The organism is Pseudomonas sp. TE3910, assembly GCF_056279025.1.
The window spans coordinates 2,474,706-2,491,708 of record NZ_JBWBQN010000001.1 but is presented as its reverse complement, the minus strand read 5'-3'; the positions used below and the strand labels follow the sequence as shown (position 1 = coordinate 2,491,708).

The 17,003-nt window shown below is 61.0% G+C and carries 14 protein-coding genes; 13 read left to right on the top strand and 1 reads right to left on the bottom strand.

Annotated features, from left to right (window positions below; genetic code table 11):
• The 9 genes from murD (at position 1) to lpxC (ending at position 10,441) form a co-directional block, all read left to right on the top strand.
• Positions 1 to 1,347 carry a UDP-N-acetylmuramoyl-L-alanine--D-glutamate ligase gene (gene murD, locus ACZ9H3_RS11275; RefSeq protein WP_099775722.1) on the top strand — a complete coding sequence of 449 codons (1,347 nt, stop codon included), beginning with the start codon at positions 1 to 3 and terminating at the stop codon, positions 1,345 to 1,347.
• Entirely contained in the window at positions 1,344 to 2,558 is a 1,215-nt protein-coding gene (gene ftsW, locus ACZ9H3_RS11270; protein ID WP_065758914.1) for a putative lipid II flippase FtsW, read from the top strand. The genes murD and ftsW overlap by 4 nt, the downstream gene beginning before the upstream one ends.
• On the top strand, positions 2,548 to 3,627 hold the full coding sequence (gene murG, locus ACZ9H3_RS11265) for an undecaprenyldiphospho-muramoylpentapeptide beta-N-acetylglucosaminyltransferase (protein ID WP_476220785.1): 1,080 nt from the start codon (positions 2,548 to 2,550) through the stop codon (positions 3,625 to 3,627). Before ftsW ends, murG begins: the two co-directional genes overlap by 11 nt.
• The gene (gene murC / locus ACZ9H3_RS11260; protein ID WP_099775719.1) at positions 3,620 to 5,074 is read left to right on the top strand and encodes a UDP-N-acetylmuramate--L-alanine ligase; all 1,455 of its coding nucleotides are present in this window, start codon (positions 3,620 to 3,622) and stop codon (positions 5,072 to 5,074) included. The genes murG and murC overlap by 8 nt, the downstream gene beginning before the upstream one ends.
• Positions 5,071 to 6,030: a D-alanine--D-alanine ligase gene (locus ACZ9H3_RS11255; RefSeq protein ID WP_099775718.1), complete on the top strand. Its 960-nt coding sequence runs from the start codon at positions 5,071 to 5,073 to the stop codon at positions 6,028 to 6,030. Before murC ends, ACZ9H3_RS11255 begins: the two co-directional genes overlap by 4 nt.
• 4 nt (positions 6,031 to 6,034) lie before the next feature.
• Positions 6,035 to 6,901, top strand: a complete 867-nt coding sequence (locus tag ACZ9H3_RS11250) for a cell division protein FtsQ/DivIB (RefSeq protein WP_065758918.1) — start codon at positions 6,035 to 6,037, stop codon at positions 6,899 to 6,901.
• A gap of 14 nt (positions 6,902 to 6,915) precedes the next feature.
• Positions 6,916 to 8,169, top strand: a complete 1,254-nt coding sequence (gene ftsA, locus ACZ9H3_RS11245) for a cell division protein FtsA (RefSeq protein WP_065758919.1) — start codon at positions 6,916 to 6,918, stop codon at positions 8,167 to 8,169.
• Positions 8,170 to 8,226: 57 nt separating this feature from the next.
• Positions 8,227 to 9,417, top strand: a complete 1,191-nt coding sequence (ftsZ, locus tag ACZ9H3_RS11240) for a cell division protein FtsZ (protein ID WP_065758920.1) — start codon at positions 8,227 to 8,229, stop codon at positions 9,415 to 9,417.
• Positions 9,418 to 9,529: 112 nt separating this feature from the next.
• The gene (lpxC, locus tag ACZ9H3_RS11235; RefSeq protein ID WP_065758921.1) at positions 9,530 to 10,441 is read left to right on the top strand and encodes a UDP-3-O-acyl-N-acetylglucosamine deacetylase; all 912 of its coding nucleotides are present in this window, start codon (positions 9,530 to 9,532) and stop codon (positions 10,439 to 10,441) included.
• A 64-nt stretch (positions 10,442 to 10,505) separates the two neighbouring features.
• On the opposite strand, the gene ACZ9H3_RS11230 is transcribed toward lpxC, so the two are convergent.
• A complete protein-coding gene (locus ACZ9H3_RS11230) occupies positions 10,506 to 10,973 on the bottom strand; it encodes a DUF721 domain-containing protein (RefSeq protein WP_099775717.1) in 468 nt (155 codons plus the stop codon).
• A 287-nt stretch (positions 10,974 to 11,260) separates the two neighbouring features.
• On the opposite strand from ACZ9H3_RS11230, the gene secA reads away from it, so the two are divergent.
• The 4 genes from secA to ACZ9H3_RS11210 all read left to right on the top strand — a co-directional run bounded on the left by secA (position 11,261) and on the right by ACZ9H3_RS11210 (position 17,003).
• On the top strand, positions 11,261 to 13,996 hold the full coding sequence (secA, locus tag ACZ9H3_RS11225) for a preprotein translocase subunit SecA (RefSeq protein WP_099775716.1): 2,736 nt from the start codon (positions 11,261 to 11,263) through the stop codon (positions 13,994 to 13,996).
• 127 nt (positions 13,997 to 14,123) lie between these two features.
• The gene (gene argJ, locus ACZ9H3_RS11220) at positions 14,124 to 15,341 is read left to right on the top strand and encodes a bifunctional glutamate N-acetyltransferase/amino-acid acetyltransferase ArgJ (protein WP_476220779.1); all 1,218 of its coding nucleotides are present in this window, start codon (positions 14,124 to 14,126) and stop codon (positions 15,339 to 15,341) included.
• Between the two features lie 88 nt (positions 15,342 to 15,429).
• Positions 15,430 to 16,062: a glutathione S-transferase family protein gene (locus ACZ9H3_RS11215; protein WP_065758925.1), complete on the top strand. Its 633-nt coding sequence runs from the start codon at positions 15,430 to 15,432 to the stop codon at positions 16,060 to 16,062.
• A complete protein-coding gene (locus tag ACZ9H3_RS11210; RefSeq protein WP_099775713.1) occupies positions 16,059 to 17,003 on the top strand; it encodes a Nudix family hydrolase in 945 nt (314 codons plus the stop codon). Before ACZ9H3_RS11215 ends, ACZ9H3_RS11210 begins: the two co-directional genes overlap by 4 nt.

Here is a 17,003-nt window from a genome sequence, read left to right as displayed (position 1 = left end):
GTGTCCCTGATCGCTTCTGACCACTTCCGCATTGTTGTCGGCCTCGGCAAGAGCGGCATGTCCCTGGTTCGCTTCCTGGCGAGCCGGGGCGTTGCGTTTGCGGTCGCCGATACGCGCGAGAACCCGCCGGAGCTGGCAACGCTGCGGCGCGACTACCCACAGGTGGAAGTACGTTGCGGCGAACTGGATGTGGACTTTCTGTGCCGCGCTGACGAACTGTATGTCAGCCCGGGCCTGGCGCTGGCGACACCTGCATTGCAACAGGCGGCTGCCCGTGGCGTGAAACTGTCGGGTGATATCGAACTGTTTGCCCGCAATGCCAAGGCACCCATTGTCGCGATCAGCGGCTCCAATGCCAAAAGCACGGTGACCACCCTGGTCGGGGAGATGGCTGCGTCAGCCGGCAAGCGTGTTGCGGTGGGTGGCAACTTGGGTACCCCCGCCCTGGACCTGTTGAGCGATGACGTTGAACTGTATGTCCTGGAGCTTTCCAGCTTTCAGCTGGAAACCACGGATCAGCTCAACGCCGAAGTGGCGACCGTGCTGAACATCAGTGAAGACCACATGGACCGTTACAGCGGCCTGCCGGCGTATCACCTGGCCAAGCACCGGATCTTTCGCGGCGCGCGTCAGGTTGTGGTCAACCGCCAGGATGCCCTGAGCCGTCCCCTGCTGACCGATGGCCAGACCTGCTGGACCTTCGGTTTGAATGCCCCGGATTTCAAGGCGTTCGGTTTGCGTGAGGAGAATGGCGAGAAGTACCTGGCCTTCGAATTCCAGAACCTGATGCCGGTGCGTGAGCTGAAGGTTCGCGGTGCTCACAATCAGTCCAATGCCCTGGCCGCGCTGGCGCTGGGCCATGCTGTTGGCCTGCCGTTCGATGCCATGCTGAGCAGCCTGCGCAGTTTTACCGGCCTTGCACACCGTTGCCAGTGGCTGCGTGAGCGTGACGGGGTGAACTGGTACGACGACTCCAAGGCGACCAACGTCGGTGCAGCCTTGGCCGCTATCGAAGGCCTGGGCGCCGATATCGACGGCAAGCTGGTGCTGGTGGCTGGCGGTGATGGCAAGGGTGCAGATTTCAGCGCTCTGCGTGCTCCGGTGGCAGCCCATTGTCGCGCTGTGGTGCTGCTGGGTCGCGATGCCGAATTGCTGGCCCAGGCCTTGGGCGACAGCGTGCCGCTGATTCGTGTGAAGACCCTGGACGAAGCCGTCCAGCAATGCGCAGCGCTGGCCCGTCCGGGTGATGCCGTGTTGCTGTCACCCGCCTGCGCCAGCCTCGACATGTTCAAGAACTTTGAAGAGCGTGGGCGTCTGTTCGCCCACGCGGTGGAGGGGCTTTCATGATCTTTGGCATCATCAAGCCCTACCCATCACCGTTGATCACCGGGCGAGGTATCGACCTCGACTTCCCGTTGCTTGCCGGTTGCCTGGCCTTGTTGGGCCTGGGTCTGGTGATGATCACCTCGGCTTCCTCGGAAGTGGCGGCGGCGCAATCGGGCACACCGCTGTACCACATGTTCCGTCACCTGGTTTACGTGCTGCTGGGCTTGGGCGCTGGCGTAGTGACCATAATGGTGCCGATTGCCACCTGGCAACGCATGGGCTTCCTGATGCTGGTGGGTGCCTTTGGCCTGTTGGTGTTGGTGCTGGTGCCAGGCATTGGCCGGGAAGTGAACGGTTCGATGCGCTGGATCGGCTTCAGCTTCTTCAACGTGCAGCCGTCGGAAATTGCCAAGGTTTTCGTGGTGATCTACCTCGCCGGCTATCTGGTACGACGTCAGACAGAGGTACGCGAGAGCTGGATGGGCTTTTTCAAGCCATTCATCGTTTTGCTGCCGATGGCCGGCCTGTTGCTGATGGAGCCTGACTTCGGTGCCACCGTCGTGATGATGGGGGCGGCTGCAGCGATGCTGTTCCTCGGCGGTGTTGGGTTGTTCCGCTTCAGTCTGATGGTGGTGCTGGCGGTCGGAGCCGTGTTTGTTCTGGTACAGGCCCAGCCCTACCGGATGGCGCGTTTGATTACTTTTACCGACCCGTGGTCCGATCAGTTCGGTTCGGGATACCAGCTGACGCAGGCACTGATTGCGTTCGGTCGTGGCGAGTGGTTTGGTGTCGGCTTGGGCAACAGCGTACAGAAGCAGTTCTACCTGCCTGAAGCGCACACCGACTTCGTGTTTTCGGTGCTGGCTGAAGAACTGGGCGTCGTTGGCTCGCTGGCGACCGTTGCCTTGTTCCTGTTCGTTACGGTGCGGTCGCTGTACATCGGTCTGTGGGCCGAGAAGGCCAAGCAGTTCTTTGCCGCGTACATGGCGTTCGGCCTGGCCTTCCTGTGGATCGGTCAATTCTTGATCAATATCGGGGTGAACGTCGGCCTGCTGCCGACCAAGGGCCTGACGTTGCCGTTCCTCAGTTACGGCGGCAGTTCCCTGGTGATCTGCTGTGCCTGTGTGGGGTTGCTGCTGCGAATCGAGTGGGAGAGTCGAACCCACCTGGGCAGTGAAGAGCACGAATTCGATGAAAGCGATTTTGCCGAGGAGCCGAATCATGGCCGCTAATGGCAAGAACGTCTTGATCATGGCAGGCGGCACTGGGGGCCACGTGTTCCCGGCGCTGGCCTGTGCCCGGGAGTTCCAGGCACGCGGTTACACCGTGCATTGGCTGGGAACGCCGCGAGGCATTGAAAACGAACTGGTTCCTCAGGCGGGGCTGCAGCTGCACCTGATCAATGTCAGTGGCCTGCGTGGCAAGAGCAAGCTGTCGCTGCTCAAGGCGCCGTTCACGGTGCTCAAGGCTGTGTTGCAGGCGCGCCAGGTGATTCGTCGGCTCAAGCCCGTATGCGTACTGGGTTTCGGCGGCTATGTCACCGGCCCGGGCGGCGTTGCGGCGAAGCTCTGTGGCGTGCCACTGGTGATTCACGAACAGAACGCCCGTGCGGGGACGGCCAATCGTTTGCTGGTGCCGCTGTCTGCGCGTGTCTGCGAAGCGTTCCCGGACACCTTCGCCGCTTCGGAAAAACGTCGTACCACCGGCAATCCGGTGCGCAGCGAGTTGTTCCTGGAACCTGTGCGCGAACCGCTGGCCGGTCGCCGTCCGCACCTCTTGATCCTCGGCGGCAGCCTGGGTGCCGAGCCGCTGAACAAATTGTTGCCCCAGGCATTGGCGCTGGTTGCGGAACCAATCCGCCCGAAAGTGTTCCATCAGGCCGGGAAACAGCATGATCAGATCACTGCAGAGCGTTATCGCGAAGCGGGGGTCGAGGCTCAGGTAGAGCCCTTTATCAAGGACATGGCACAGGCCTATGGCTGGGCTGATCTGGTGGTGTGCCGTGCAGGTGCGTTGACGGTCAGTGAGCTGGCGGCAGCAGGACTGCCGTCGTTGCTGGTGCCATTGCCCCACGCAATCGACGACCACCAGACCCATAACGCCCATTATCTGGCTCGTGAAGGCGCCGCCTTCCTGATGCCACAAGCGACAACTGGCGCAGCGCAGCTCGCTGAACGCCTGAACGAGGTGCTGATGCAACCGGAAAAACTCAACACGATGGCCTGCACCGCACGGCGCTTGGCCAAGCCCGCTGCCACCCGCACCGTGGTCGATATCTGCCTGGAGGTGGCCCATGGTTGAGAATCGCAAAGCCATGCCTCAACCTGAAATGCGCCGTATCCGTCGTATCCATTTCGTCGGTATTGGCGGTGTGGGGATGTGCGGCATTGCCGAAGTGCTGTTGAACCTGGGTTATCAGGTCTCGGGTTCTGATCTCAAGGCTTCGCCGGTCACCGAGCGCCTGCTGTCGTTCGGCGCCGAGATCTTCATCGGCCACCGCGCCGAGAACGCTGCCAGCGCCGATGTGCTGGTGGTCTCCAGCGCGGTCAATACAGCCAACCCTGAAGTCGCTACGGCCCTGGAACGTCGTATTCCCGTGGTGCCGCGTGCCGAGATGCTCGCCGAGTTGATGCGCTACCGTCACGGTATTGCCGTTGCCGGCACCCACGGCAAGACCACCACGACCAGCCTGTTGGCCTCGGTGTTCGCCGCAGGTGGCCTGGACCCGACGTTTGTCATCGGTGGTCGTCTGAATGCAGCCGGTACCAATGCCCAGTTGGGCACCAGCCGCTACCTGATCGCCGAAGCCGATGAGAGCGACGCCAGCTTCCTGCACTTGCAGCCGCTGGTGGCTGTGGTCACCAACATTGATGCCGACCATATGGCGACCTATGAGGGTGACTTCAACAAACTGAAGAAAACCTTTGTCGAGTTCCTGCACAACCTGCCGTTTTATGGCTTGGCAGTGGTGTGCCTGGACGACCCGGTGGTACGTGAGATTCTGCCGCTGATCAAACGCCCGACCCTCACTTACGGCGTCAGCGAAGAAGCTGACGTACGGGCAATCAATATTCGCCAGTCGGGCATGCAGACGCACTTCACCGTGCTGCGTCGTGACCGCGAGCCGCTGGATGTCTCGGTGAACATGCCGGGCAACCATAACGTGCTCAACGCCTTGGCAACCATCGCCATCGCGACCGATGAAGGCATCACCGACGAGGCCATCGTCCAGGGGCTTTCGGGCTTCCAGGGTGTTGGTCGACGCTTCCAGGTCTATGGCGAGCTGCCAGTGGACGGCGGCAGCGTGATGCTGGTGGACGACTACGGCCATCACCCGACCGAAGTTGCTGCCGTGATCAAGGCCGTGCGCGGTGGTTGGCCGGAGCGCCGTCTGGTGATGGTGTACCAGCCGCACCGTTATAGCCGCACCCGCGACCTCTACGACGATTTCGTACAGGTACTGGCCGATGCCAACGTGCTGCTGTTGATGGAGGTTTATCCCGCTGGAGAGGAGCCGATCCCCGGCGCCGACAGCCGTCAGCTTTGCCACAGCATTCGCCAGCGCGGCCAACTCGACCCGATCTACATCGAGCGCGGCATCGAACTGGCGCCGCTGGTCAAACCTCTGCTGCGTGCCGGCGACATCCTGCTGTGCCAAGGGGCAGGTGATATCGGTGGCCTGGCCCCACAATTGCTGAAGAGCCCGTTGTTCGCGAGTGCTGCAGCCAGCGAAGGGAAATCGAAATGACTGTTAACGACTATTCGAAACTGCATTCACACATCGCACCGAAGGATTTCGGTCGGGTTGCCGTGCTCTATGGCGGCAAGAGCGCTGAGCGTGAGGTCTCGCTCAAGTCGGGTGCCGCGGTCATTGACGCGCTGCAGTCTGCCGGCGTCGACGTGGTTGCCATTGATGTTGGTGACGATCTGCTCAGCCGTCTGCAGAACGAAAAGATCGACCGCGCGTTCATCATTCTCCATGGCCGCGGCGGTGAAGATGGCAGCATGCAAGGCCTGTTGGAGTGCCTGGGCATTCCTTACACCGGCAGCGGCATTCTCGCGTCGGCCCTGGCCATGGACAAATTGCGGACCAAGCAGGTCTGGCAGAGCCTGGGTATTCCAACCCCGCGCCATGCCGTGCTGGCCAGCGAAGCCGACTGTGTTGCCGCGGCGTCGGCCCTGGGCTTCCCGCTGATCGTCAAGCCTGCCCATGAGGGTTCGAGCATCGGCATGGCCAAGGTGCACAGCCGTGACGAGCTCATCGTGGCGTGGAAGGACGCTGCCCGTTATGACGCTCAAGTGCTGGTCGAGCAGTGGATTCAGGGGCCGGAATTCACCGTGGCCGTGTTGCGCGACAAGGTGCTGCCACCGATTGCCCTGGGTACGCCGCACTCGTTCTACGACTACGACGCCAAGTACCTGGCCAACGATACCCAGTACCGCATTCCCTGCGGCCTGGACAGCGCCAAGGAACAGGAACTGATCGACCTTACCGCACGTGCTTGCGAAGCCATCGGCATCGCAGGGTGGGGGCGGGTTGATGTGATGCAGGACGAGCAGGGCCGGTTCTGGCTGCTCGAAGTCAATACCGCACCAGGCATGACTGATCACAGCCTGGTCCCGATGGCGGCTCGCGCAGCCGGCCTGGACTTCCAGCAGTTGGTGCTGGCAATCCTGGCCGCTAGCGTTGAGGCGCGAGGTTAAGCCCATGCAAGGCGCGATGTTACGTCATCAGCAACCCGCCACCGGCCGCAAGCCGGTGCCGCGTGGTGCCAGCCGGATGGTGGCCAAGGAGCCACTGTCGGCGCGCCTGCCCAAGGCAAGGTTCAGTGTTTTCAAGCGTCTGCTGTGGCCGGTATTGCTGGTGGTCGCCGGTTTCGGTGCCTACGAGGGCGCGCAACGCCTGATGCCGTACGCCGATCGGCCGATTACCAAGATCGCCGTACAGGGTGACCTGAGTTACATCAGCCAGCAGGCGGTGCAGCAGCGAATCGCGCCTTATGTCGCGGCGAGCTTCTTTACCGTAGACCTGGCGAGCATGCGCGCCGAGCTGGAGCAAATGCCCTGGATCGCTCGCGCCGAAGTCCGTCGCGTCTGGCCGGATGAGGTCGTGATCCACCTGGAAGAGCAGTTGCCGATTGCGCGTTGGGGGGATGATGCCCTGCTCAACAACAAGGGCCAGGCCTTTGCCCCGCGCGAGCTGGCCAACTATGAGCACCTGCCGCAGCTGATCGGGCCGCAGCGGGCGCAGTTACAAGTGATGCAGCAGTATCAGATTTTGAACCAGATGTTGCGGCCCATGGGTTTCTCGATCGCTCGCCTGGAATTGCGTGAACGTGGCAGCTGGTTCCTGACCACGGGCGCTGGCAGTGCCGGTCCGGGTATCGAGCTGCTGCTGGGGCGCGACCACTTGGTGGAAAAAATGCGCCGTTTCATTGCCATTTACGACAAGACACTCAAAGAGCAGATCACCAACATCGCCCGCATTGATCTGCGATATGCCAACGGCCTGGCCGTCGGCTGGCGGGAACCGAATGCACCGACGACGGCCCAACCCGCCGTTGCGAAGAATTAGAGAGAGGCAGGACCATGGCAAATGCGCATAGCGGCAAAATGATCGTCGGGCTGGACATTGGCACCTCCAAGGTGGTGGCGCTGGTGGGCGAGGTCGCGGCTGACGGTACCCTGGAGATCGTCGGGATCGGTACGCATCCATCGCGCGGCCTCAAGAAGGGCGTAGTCGTGAACATCGAGTCGACCGTACAGTCGATTCAGCGCGCGGTTGAAGAGGCCCAACTGATGGCCGGTTGCCGCATTCACTCGGCATTCGTTGGCGTTGCCGGCAATCACATCCGCAGCCTGAACTCCCACGGAATCGTTGCCATTCGCGACCGTGAAGTCAGCGCCGCCGACCTTGAGCGCGTCCTGGACGCTGCCCAGGCCGTGGCCATCCCTGCCGATCAGCGCGTCCTGCACACCCTGCCGCAAGACTACGTGATCGATAACCAGGAAGGTGTGCGCGAGCCACTGGGTATGTCCGGGGTGCGTCTGGAAGCCAAGGTTCACGTGGTGACCTGCGCGGTCAATGCCGCCCAGAACATCGAGAAGTGTGTACGTCGCTGCGGCCTGGAAATCGACGACATCATTCTCGAACAACTGGCCTCGGCCTATTCGGTACTGACCGATGACGAGAAAGAGCTGGGCGTGTGCCTGGTGGACATCGGTGGTGGCACTACCGATATCGCCATCTTCACTGAAGGCGCTATCCGTCATACCGCAGTGATCCCGATTGCGGGCGACCAGGTGACCAACGACATCGCGATGGCCCTGCGTACGCCGACCCAGTACGCCGAAGAAATCAAGATTCGCTATGCCTGCGCCCTGGCCAAGCTCGCCGGTGCTGGGGAAACCATCAAGGTGCCGAGCGTGGGTGATCGTCCTCCGCGTGAACTGTCCCGTCAGGCGCTGGCTGAAGTGGTCGAGCCACGTTACGACGAACTGTTCACCCTGATCCAGGCCGAGCTGCGTCGTAGCGGTTACGAAGACCTGGTGCCCGCGGGCATCGTCCTGACCGGCGGTACCTCGAAGATGGAAGGCGCTGTAGAGCTGGCGGAAGAGATTTTCCACATGCCGGTACGCCTGGGTGTACCGCACAGCGTTCGCGGCCTCAGTGATGTGGTCCGCAACCCGATTTATTCCACCGGTGTGGGCCTGCTGACCTACGGGCTGCAAAAGCAGTCCGACGGCGTGACCCTGACCGGTATTAACAGCAACAGCTATGGCGATGAACCGAAGGCACCCGTGCTGGAACGCTTGAAGCGTTGGGTGCAGGGCAACTTTTAAAGTTTCAAAGCAGTAGTAGTAGGCGCAAAAAACTAGAGAACTGTAAGGAGAGGGAAAATGTTCGAGCTCGTAGACAACGTCCCGCAAAGTCCGGTCATTAAAGTGATCGGCGTCGGTGGCGGCGGTGGCAACGCCGTCAATCATATGGTCAAGAGCAACATCGAAGGCGTCGAGTTCATCTGCGCCAACACCGATGCTCAGGCGCTGAAAAACATCGGCGCGCGCACCATCCTGCAACTGGGTACTGGCGTGACCAAGGGCCTGGGTGCTGGTGCCAATCCTGAAGTCGGTCGTCAGGCGGCACTGGAAGACCGTGAGCGCATCGCTGAAGTACTGCAGGGCACCAACATGGTGTTCATTACCACGGGCATGGGTGGTGGTACCGGTACCGGTGCGGCGCCGATCATCGCCGAAGTGGCCAAGGAACTGGGCATCCTCACCGTTGCCGTGGTCACCCGGCCGTTCCCGTTCGAAGGCCGCAAGCGCATGCAGATTGCCGACGAAGGCATTCGCGCGCTGGCTGACAGCGTCGACTCGTTGATCACCATCCCCAACGAGAAACTGCTGACCATCCTGGGTAAAGACGCCAGCCTGCTGTCGGCGTTCGCCAAGGCCGATGACGTACTGGCGGGGGCTGTTCGCGGTATCTCCGACATTATCAAGCGCCCAGGCATGATCAACGTCGACTTCGCCGACGTGCGCACCGTGATGAGCGAAATGGGTATGGCGATGATGGGTACTGGCTGCGCCAGCGGCCCGAACCGTGCTCGCGAAGCCACGGAAGCGGCCATCCGCAACCCGCTGCTCGAAGACGTCAACCTGCAGGGCGCCCGTGGCATCCTGGTGAACATCACCGCAGGTCCTGACCTGTCGCTGGGTGAATACTCCGATGTGGGTAGCATCATCGAGGCGTTCGCGTCCGATCACGCCATGGTCAAGGTCGGTACCGTTATCGATCCGGACATGCGTGACGAGCTGCACGTTACCGTAGTGGCTACCGGCCTGGGTGCGAAAATCGAGAAGCCGGTCAAGGTTATCGACAACACCATGCAGACCGCGTCCGTGCAGACCCCTGCACCTGCGCCAGTGCGTGCCGAGCAACCATCGGTTAACTACCGTGATCTGGAGCGCCCGACTGTAATGCGCAACCAGGCTCATGCCGGTGCTGCAGCGGCTGCTAAACTCAACCCACAAGACGATCTGGATTACCTGGACATCCCGGCATTCCTGCGTCGTCAGGCTGATTAATGAAATTTATCAGGGGTATAAGGGTGATTGGTGTTCAGCAAAGGCCGGGTCTGCTATTATCCCCAGCCTTTGTTGATACCAGTTCGCAATTTGCGCTGAAGCGGCCAATGCCATGATTAGACAACGCACCCTGAAGAATATTATCCGTGCCACAGGTGTCGGCCTGCACTCCGGGGAAAAGGTTTACCTGACCCTCAAACCCGCCCCTGTGGATACCGGCATCGTATTTTGCCGCGCCGACCTCGACCCCGTGGTGCAGATTCCTGCCCGCGCGGAAAATGTTGGCGAGACCACTATGTCGACGACGCTGGTCAACGGCGATACCAAGGTAGATACGGTAGAGCATCTGCTCTCGGCCATGGCTGGCCTGGGCATCGATAACGCCTACGTCGAGCTCTCCGCGTCCGAAGTGCCGATCATGGACGGTAGCGCTGGGCCCTTTGTATTCCTGATTCAATCTGCCGGCCTGGAAGAACAGGACGCAGCCAAGAAGTTCATCCGCATCCTGCGCGAAGTGACAGTGGAAGACGGCGACAAGCGCGCTACTTTCCTGCCATTCGACGGGTTCAAGGTGAGTTTCGAGATCGATTTCGATCACCCGGTGTTCCGCAACCGTACCCAAAGCGCCAGCGTGGACTTTTCCAGCACGTCGTTCGTGAAGGAAGTCAGCCGCGCCCGTACCTTCGGGTTCATGAGCGACATCGAGTACCTGCGCAAGCATAACCTCGCACTCGGCGGCAGCGTGGAAAACGCCATCGTCGTCGACAAGGAAGGCGTGTTGAACGAAGACGGTCTTCGCTACGAAGACGAGTTCGTCAAACACAAGATCCTCGACGCCATCGGTGATCTCTACCTGCTGGGCAACAGCCTGATTGGCGAGTTCCGTGGCTTTAAGTCCGGGCACGCGCTGAACAACCAGCTGCTGCGCAAGCTGATTGAGGAAAAAGATGCTTGGGAAGTGGTGACTTTCGAAGATGCCAGTACGGCGCCGATCTCTTACATGCGTCCGGTTGCGGCAGTGTAAGTACGAACACTCTCTTCTTTAGTTTTTGGGGCCACCTTCGGGTGGCCTTTTTTATGCGTGCCGTTCAGTCGTGCGCGGGATTTTTGTCCTTGGCGTGGCTGGCCAGGCGCTCCAGCGCAGCGCGCAGTTTTGGATCACTGATGCCCTCGGCTGTCGCCTGAATGTTTTCGGCGGCCCGGTTGGAGATATCGAGCGGGTGCCCGTGGGCTTTGGGTGCGGTGGTGGGGGGCTGCACCTTGAACAGGATTCGGTTCAGGTTGTAGAACGCTTCCAGGCTCTGTAGCTGGCGTTGCAAGCGTTTTTGTTGATACCGCAGGCGGGTCGCCCAATGACCGTCAGTGACGATCAGCAGCAGTGTCCCTTCGCGCCAGGAGGCGACGTGGCAATGCTCGCGTGCTGCGGGTTGCAACTGGCTTTCCACCAGGCGCTGCAAGTGTGCCAGGCGTTGTGCCTGGTTGAGCAGAGCCTTCAGAGGCCGCGCCTCGCGCAGCAAAATGGCTGGCGCGCGTGCAGTCAGGGGGCGAAAAGCCATGGTTGGTTACCTGAGGTTACAGAGCCCATAGCTTACCAGATCGCCCTGCGCTGACCGCGTCAGAGGTGCTGTAAATGCAGTCTTGTCGCAGTTATGGGTTGAAACTGACGAAAAAGCCCTTATTTTAGGAAAGCCCCGTCAAAGCGCTGTGCCAGCACTGTGGAAAACAACGCCACTTTCCTCTCCATCGTTTCCGGGTAGAATGCTCGTTCGCATGCGGCCATAAGGGCTGCACGGGCGACTCACGGGGCCGCCCTCCATCCCTACGTGTGGAAGATCCTGCCGATATGTTTGCGCCTTTGTTAAAGAAACTTTTTGGAAGCAAGAATGAGCGTGAAGTCAAACGCATGCTCAAGACGGTACAGATCGTCAATGCCTTCGAAGAGCAGATGGTGGCCCTTTCGGATGAGCAACTACGCGGCAAGACCGCCGAGTTCAAAGAGCGCCTGGCCAAAGGCGAGACCCTGGACAATCTGCTGCCTGAAGCCTTCGCGGTTGCTCGCGAGGCCGGTAAGCGGGTCATGGGGATGCGTCACTTCGACGTGCAGTTGATCGGTGGCATGACCTTGCACGAAGGCATGATCGCAGAAATGCGTACCGGTGAAGGCAAGACCTTGGTCGCAACCCTGGGCGTCTACCTCAACGCATTGTCTGGCAAGGGCGTGCACGTGGTCACGGTCAACGACTACCTGGCCCGTCGCGATGCCAACTGGATGCGCCCGCTGTATGAGTTCCTCGGCCTGACCGTCGGTGTGGTTACACCGTTTCAGCCGCCGGAAGAGAAGCGTGCGGCCTATGCTGCCGATATCACCTACGGCACCAACAACGAATTCGGTTTCGACTACCTGCGCGACAACATGGCGTTCAGCATGGAAGAGAAATTCCAGCGTGAGCTGAATTTCGCCGTGATCGACGAAGTCGACTCCATCCTGATCGACGAAGCGCGTACCCCACTGATCATCTCCGGTCAGGCGGAAGACAGCTCCAAGCTGTACATCGAGATCAACAAGCTGATCCCGCGCCTCAAGCAGCACATCGAGGAAGTCGAAGGCCAGGTCACCCAGGCCGGTCACTTCAGCATCGACGAGAAGAGCCGTCAGGTCGAGCTCAACGAAGCCGGTCACCAGTACATCGAAGAGATGCTCTCCCAGGTCGGCTTGCTGGCCGAGGGCGAAAGCCTTTACTCGGCCCACAACCTGGGCCTGCTGACCCACGTTTATGCTGGCCTGCGCGCGCACAAGCTGTTCCATCGCAACGTCGAGTACATCGTCCAGGACGGCCAGGTCCTGCTGATCGACGAGCACACCGGTCGTACCATGCCGGGCCGACGCCTGTCCGAAGGCCTGCACCAGGCGATCGAAGCGAAGGAAAACCTGAATATTCAGGCCGAGAGCCAGACCCTGGCGTCGACCACCTTCCAGAACTACTTCCGTCTGTACACCAAGCTGTCCGGCATGACCGGTACTGCTGATACCGAGGCGTTCGAGTTCGCGCAGATCTATAACCTGAACGTTATGGTCATTCCGCCGAACAAGCCGCTGGCCCGTAAGGACTTCAACGACCTGGTCTACCTGACGGCAGAAGAGAAGTACGCTGCCATCATCGCGGACATCAAGGAAAGCCTGGCCCAGGGCCGTCCTGTACTGGTAGGTACCGCGACGATTGAAACCTCTGAGCACATGTCCAACCTGCTCAAGAAGGAAGGCATCGACCACAAGGTCCTCAACGCCAAGTACCACGAGAAGGAAGCCGAGATCATTGCGCAGGCCGGTCGTCCGGGCGCGCTGACCATCGCTACCAACATGGCGGGTCGTGGTACCGACATTCTCCTGGGCGGTAACTGGGAAGTTGAAGTGGCGGCCATGGAGAACCCGAGCCCTGAGCAGGTCGCCCAGATCAAGGCCGACTGGCAGAAGCGTCACCAGCAGGTGATCGAGTCTGGTGGTCTGCACGTGATTGCGTCCGAGCGCCACGAGTCGCGTCGTATCGACAACCAGTTGCGCGGCCGTTCCGGTCGTCAGGGTGACCCGGGTTCCAGCCGTTTCTACCTGTCGCTGGAAGACAGCCTGATGCGCATCTTCGCCTCTGACCGGGTGAAGAACTTCATGAAAGCGCTGGGTATGCAGTCCGGTGAGGCGATCGAGCACCGTATGGTGACCAACGCCATCGAAAAAGCACAACGCAAGGTTGAAGGGCGCAACTTCGATATTCGTAAGCAATTGCTCGAATTCGACGACGTGGCCAACGAGCAGCGTAAGGTGATCTACCACATGCGCAACAGCCTGCTGGCTGCTGACAACATTGGTGACACCATCGCTGACTTCCGTCAGGAAGTACTGGATGCCACCGTCAGCCAGCACATTCCGCCGCAGTCGCTGCCCGAACAGTGGGACGTGGCCGGTCTGGAAGCAGCTCTGGCCAGCGATTTCGGGGTCAAGCTGCCGATTCAGAAGTGGCTCGACGAAGACGATCACCTGTACGAGGAAACCCTGCGCGAGCGCCTGCTGAACGAGCTGCTGGCGGCGTATAACGAGAAGGAAGAGCAGGCCAGCGCCGATGCCCTGCGCACCTTCGAGAAGCAGATTTTGCTGCGCGTTCTGGATGACCTGTGGAAAGACCACCTGTCGACCATGGACCACTTGCGTCATGGCATCCACCTGCGTGGTTATGCACAGAAGAACCCGAAGCAGGAGTACAAGCGCGAGTCGTTCAACCTGTTCCAGGAGCTGCTGGACTCGATCAAGCGCGATACCATCCGCGTGCTCTCGCACGTTCAGGTTCGCCGCGAAGACCCGATAGAAGAAGAGGCGCGTCTGCGCCGCGAAGCCGAGGAATTGGCCCAGCGCATGCAATTCCAGCATGATGCTGCACCCGGTCTGGAGCAGAATGACGAGCAGGAAGAAGGCGCTGAAGTTGCTGTTGCCGCTGCGCCGGTGCGCAACGAACAGAAGCTGGGGCGTAACGAACTGTGCTGGTGTGGTTCGGGCAAGAAGTTCAAGCATTGCCACGGCCAGATCAACTGACGATCCCGCCCAGGTAACACGCTGACATTTGAACACCGCGCCGCGACAGGCTTACTGCCTTCGCGGCGTTGTTCCATCTCAAGCGCCGCGGCAGCGAGCTCGGCGTATTTTTTTTAGGAGCGCTTTCATGGCTGTTGGTCTTGGTCCTTTGCCAACGTTGCACCCGGTCCCAGGTTTTGAACTCGGCATCGCCTCGGCGGGCATCAAGCGCCCAGGGCGCAAGGATGTCGTGGTCATGCGCTGTGCCGAAGGCTCCAGCGTGGCAGGTGTGTTCACCCTGAACGCCTTCTGTGCGGCACCTGTAATCCTCGCCAAGCAGCGTGTACAGGGCACCGTACGTTACCTGCTGACGAACACTGGCAATGCCAACGCCGGTACCGGCGCGCAGGGCCTGGCGGCAGCTGAGCGCACTTGCGCCAAGCTGGCCGAGCTGGCTGGCGTTGATGCCAGTGCGGTGTTGCCGTTCTCCACCGGCGTCATCGGCGAGCCGCTGCCGGTCGAAAAGATTGAAGGCGCTCTGCAAGCCGCGCTGGACGATCTGTCGGAAAACAACTGGGCAAACGCCGCGACCGGCATCATGACCACCGACACCCTGCCCAAGGGCGCGAGCCGTCAGTTCCAGCACGATGGCGTCACGGTCACCGTGACCGGCATCAGCAAGGGCGCGGGCATGATTCGCCCGAACATGGCGACCATGCTGGGCTACATCGCCACCGATGCCAAGGTTGCACCGCACGTGCTCAAGGACCTGCTGCTGGACGGCGCGAACAAGTCGTTCAACCGCATTACTATCGATGGCGATACCTCGACCAACGATTGCTGCATGCTGATCGCGACTGGCAAGGCCGCAGTACCTGAAGTCACCGAAGCCAGCGGCCCGCTGTTCGCGGCGTTGAAGCAGGCAGTGTTCGAGGTATGCATGGAGGTGGCACAGGCTATCGTTCGCGATGGTGAAGGTGCGACCAAGTTCGTGACCGTTGAAGTCAACGGCGGTGGCAATCATCAGGAATGCCTGGACGTTGCTTACGCAGTGGCCCACTCGCCGCTGATCAAGACCGCGCTGTTCGCCTCCGACCCGAACTGGGGCCGTATTCTGGCGGCAGTAGGCCGTGCGGGTGTGCCGAACCTGGATGTGAGCCTGATCGACGTCTACCTGGGTAGCGTCTGCATCGCCAGCAAAGGCGGTCGCAGTGCCAGCTATACCGAAGAGCAGGGCGCCGCTGTCATGGCGCAGGAAGAAATCACCATTCGCATCGAGTTGGGCCGCGGCCAGTGCAGCGAGGTCATCTGGACCACTGACCTGTCCCATGAGTATGTGAAGATCAACGCCGAATACCGGAGCTGATCGACTCGTTGACCAGGCCGGCTCCAGCGCGAGCCGGCCTGGTCGGCGACAGCGGCGGTACATTCTCCAAACCTTCTGGAGCCGAACCATGAGCTACCACCTGATCATCGGCGACAAGCTTTACTCCTCCTGGTCACTGCGCGCTGCCCTGGCGCTGGAACTGACCGGAGCGTCCTACACCGAGCAACTCGTCAAACTCAATCAACCTGATACCCGCGCCCGCTTGCTCGAGCATTCGCCGACCGGCAAGGTGCCGTTGCTCAAGTCCGAGCATGGCACCATCGCCGACTCCCTGGCGATTGCCGAGTACCTGGCCGAGCGTCATCCGGACGCCCATCTGTGGCCGACCGACGTCGCTGCCCGTGCTCAGGCCCGCTCTGCCTGTGCGCAGATGCACAGTGGTTTCTTTGCCTTGCGTGGCACCATGCCATTCGACCTGAGCCGTGACCAGGCGTTGGACGTAACCCCGGCGGACGTCCAGGCGGATATCGACCGTATCGTTGCCTTGTGGGCCGAGTGCCGTGCTGCCGCAACCGCCAGTGGCCCGTTCCTGTTTGGCACGCCTAGCCTGGCCGACGCGTTTTTTGCGCCAGTGGCGGTTCGCCTGCGCACTTACCGGGTTGAACTGCCGGTTGAAGCGCTCAACTACATCGAAGCGATTTACCAGTGGCCCGCTTTCCAGGCCTGGCAGAAAGCGGGATTGGCGGAGTGTGGACGGTGAAACGTATTCATGTAGCTGCCGCCGTGATTCGCGGTACCGATGGCCGGGTGCTGATTGCTCGGCGTGCCGATAGTCAGCATCAGGGCGGCCTTTGGGAGTTTCCGGGCGGCAAGGTCGAGGAGGGCGAAGCCGTACAGGCTGCGTTGGCCCGTGAGCTTCAGGAAGAGCTGGGTATTGCCGTCAGTGCGGCGCGGCCATTGATCAAGGTCAAGCATGACTACCCGGACAAACAGGTGCTGCTGGATGTGTGGGAGGTGTCCGCGTTTACCGGTGAGCCCCACGGTGCCGAGGGCCAGCCGTTGGCCTGGGTGGCGCCACGCGAGTTGGCGCAGTACGACTTCCCTGAAGCCAACCGGCCGATTGTGGCGGCTGCGCGTTTGCCCGGTGAGTACCTGATTACCCCGGACGGCCTGGAAACGTCCCAGTTGCTGCGCGGTATGCAGAAGGCCATTGCTGGCGGCGTGAAGCTGCTGCAATTGCGTGCGCCGAACATGTATGACCCGCAGTACCGCGACCTCGCCGTGGATGCTGTCGGCCTCTGTGCTGGCAAGGCACAGTTGATGCTCAAGGGGCCGTTGGAGTGGTTGGGCGACTTCCCGGCGGCCGGTTGGCACCTGACTGCGACACAATTGCGCAAGTACGCCAGCAAGGGGCGTCCGTTCCCGCAGAACCGTTGGCTGGCAGCGTCCTGCCATAACGCCGAAGAGTTGGCGTTGGCTGAGCAGATGGGGGTTGATTTTGTCACCCTCTCGCCGGTGCAGGCGACGCAGAGCCATCCGGATACCGCGCCATTAGGCTGGGAGCAGGCCTCGCAGTTGATCGAGGGCTTCAATCGTCCGGTGTTCCTGCTCGGTGGCGTTGGCGATGCAGAGCGTGAGCGGGCCTGGCAGAGCGGTGCGCAGGGTGTTGCCGGGATTCGGGCCTTCTGGCCCGAGATGTAA

Bases quoted from the DNA above. Each gene is read 5' to 3' on its own strand.
- murC (WP_099775719.1), top strand. From the start codon at position 3,620: ATGGTTGAGAATCGCAAAGCCATGCCTCAACCTGAAATGCGCCGTATC.
- ftsA (WP_065758919.1), top strand. From the start codon at position 6,916: ATGGCAAATGCGCATAGCGGCAAAATGATCGTCGGGCTGGACATTGGC.
- ACZ9H3_RS11215 (WP_065758925.1), top strand. From the start codon at position 15,430: ATGAGCTACCACCTGATCATCGGCGACAAGCTTTACTCCTCCTGGTCA.
- ftsW (WP_065758914.1), top strand. From the start codon at position 1,344: ATGATCTTTGGCATCATCAAGCCCTACCCATCACCGTTGATCACCGGG.
- secA (WP_099775716.1), top strand. From the start codon at position 11,261: ATGTTTGCGCCTTTGTTAAAGAAACTTTTTGGAAGCAAGAATGAGCGT.
- ACZ9H3_RS11230 (WP_099775717.1), bottom strand. From the start codon at position 10,973: ATGGCTTTTCGCCCCCTGACTGCACGCGCGCCAGCCATTTTGCTGCGC.
- ftsZ (WP_065758920.1), top strand. From the start codon at position 8,227: ATGTTCGAGCTCGTAGACAACGTCCCGCAAAGTCCGGTCATTAAAGTG.
- murG (WP_476220785.1), top strand. From the start codon at position 2,548: ATGGCCGCTAATGGCAAGAACGTCTTGATCATGGCAGGCGGCACTGGG.
- ACZ9H3_RS11255 (WP_099775718.1), top strand. From the start codon at position 5,071: ATGACTGTTAACGACTATTCGAAACTGCATTCACACATCGCACCGAAG.
- lpxC (WP_065758921.1), top strand. From the start codon at position 9,530: ATGATTAGACAACGCACCCTGAAGAATATTATCCGTGCCACAGGTGTC.
- ACZ9H3_RS11250 (WP_065758918.1), top strand. From the start codon at position 6,035: ATGCAAGGCGCGATGTTACGTCATCAGCAACCCGCCACCGGCCGCAAG.
- argJ (WP_476220779.1), top strand. From the start codon at position 14,124: ATGGCTGTTGGTCTTGGTCCTTTGCCAACGTTGCACCCGGTCCCAGGT.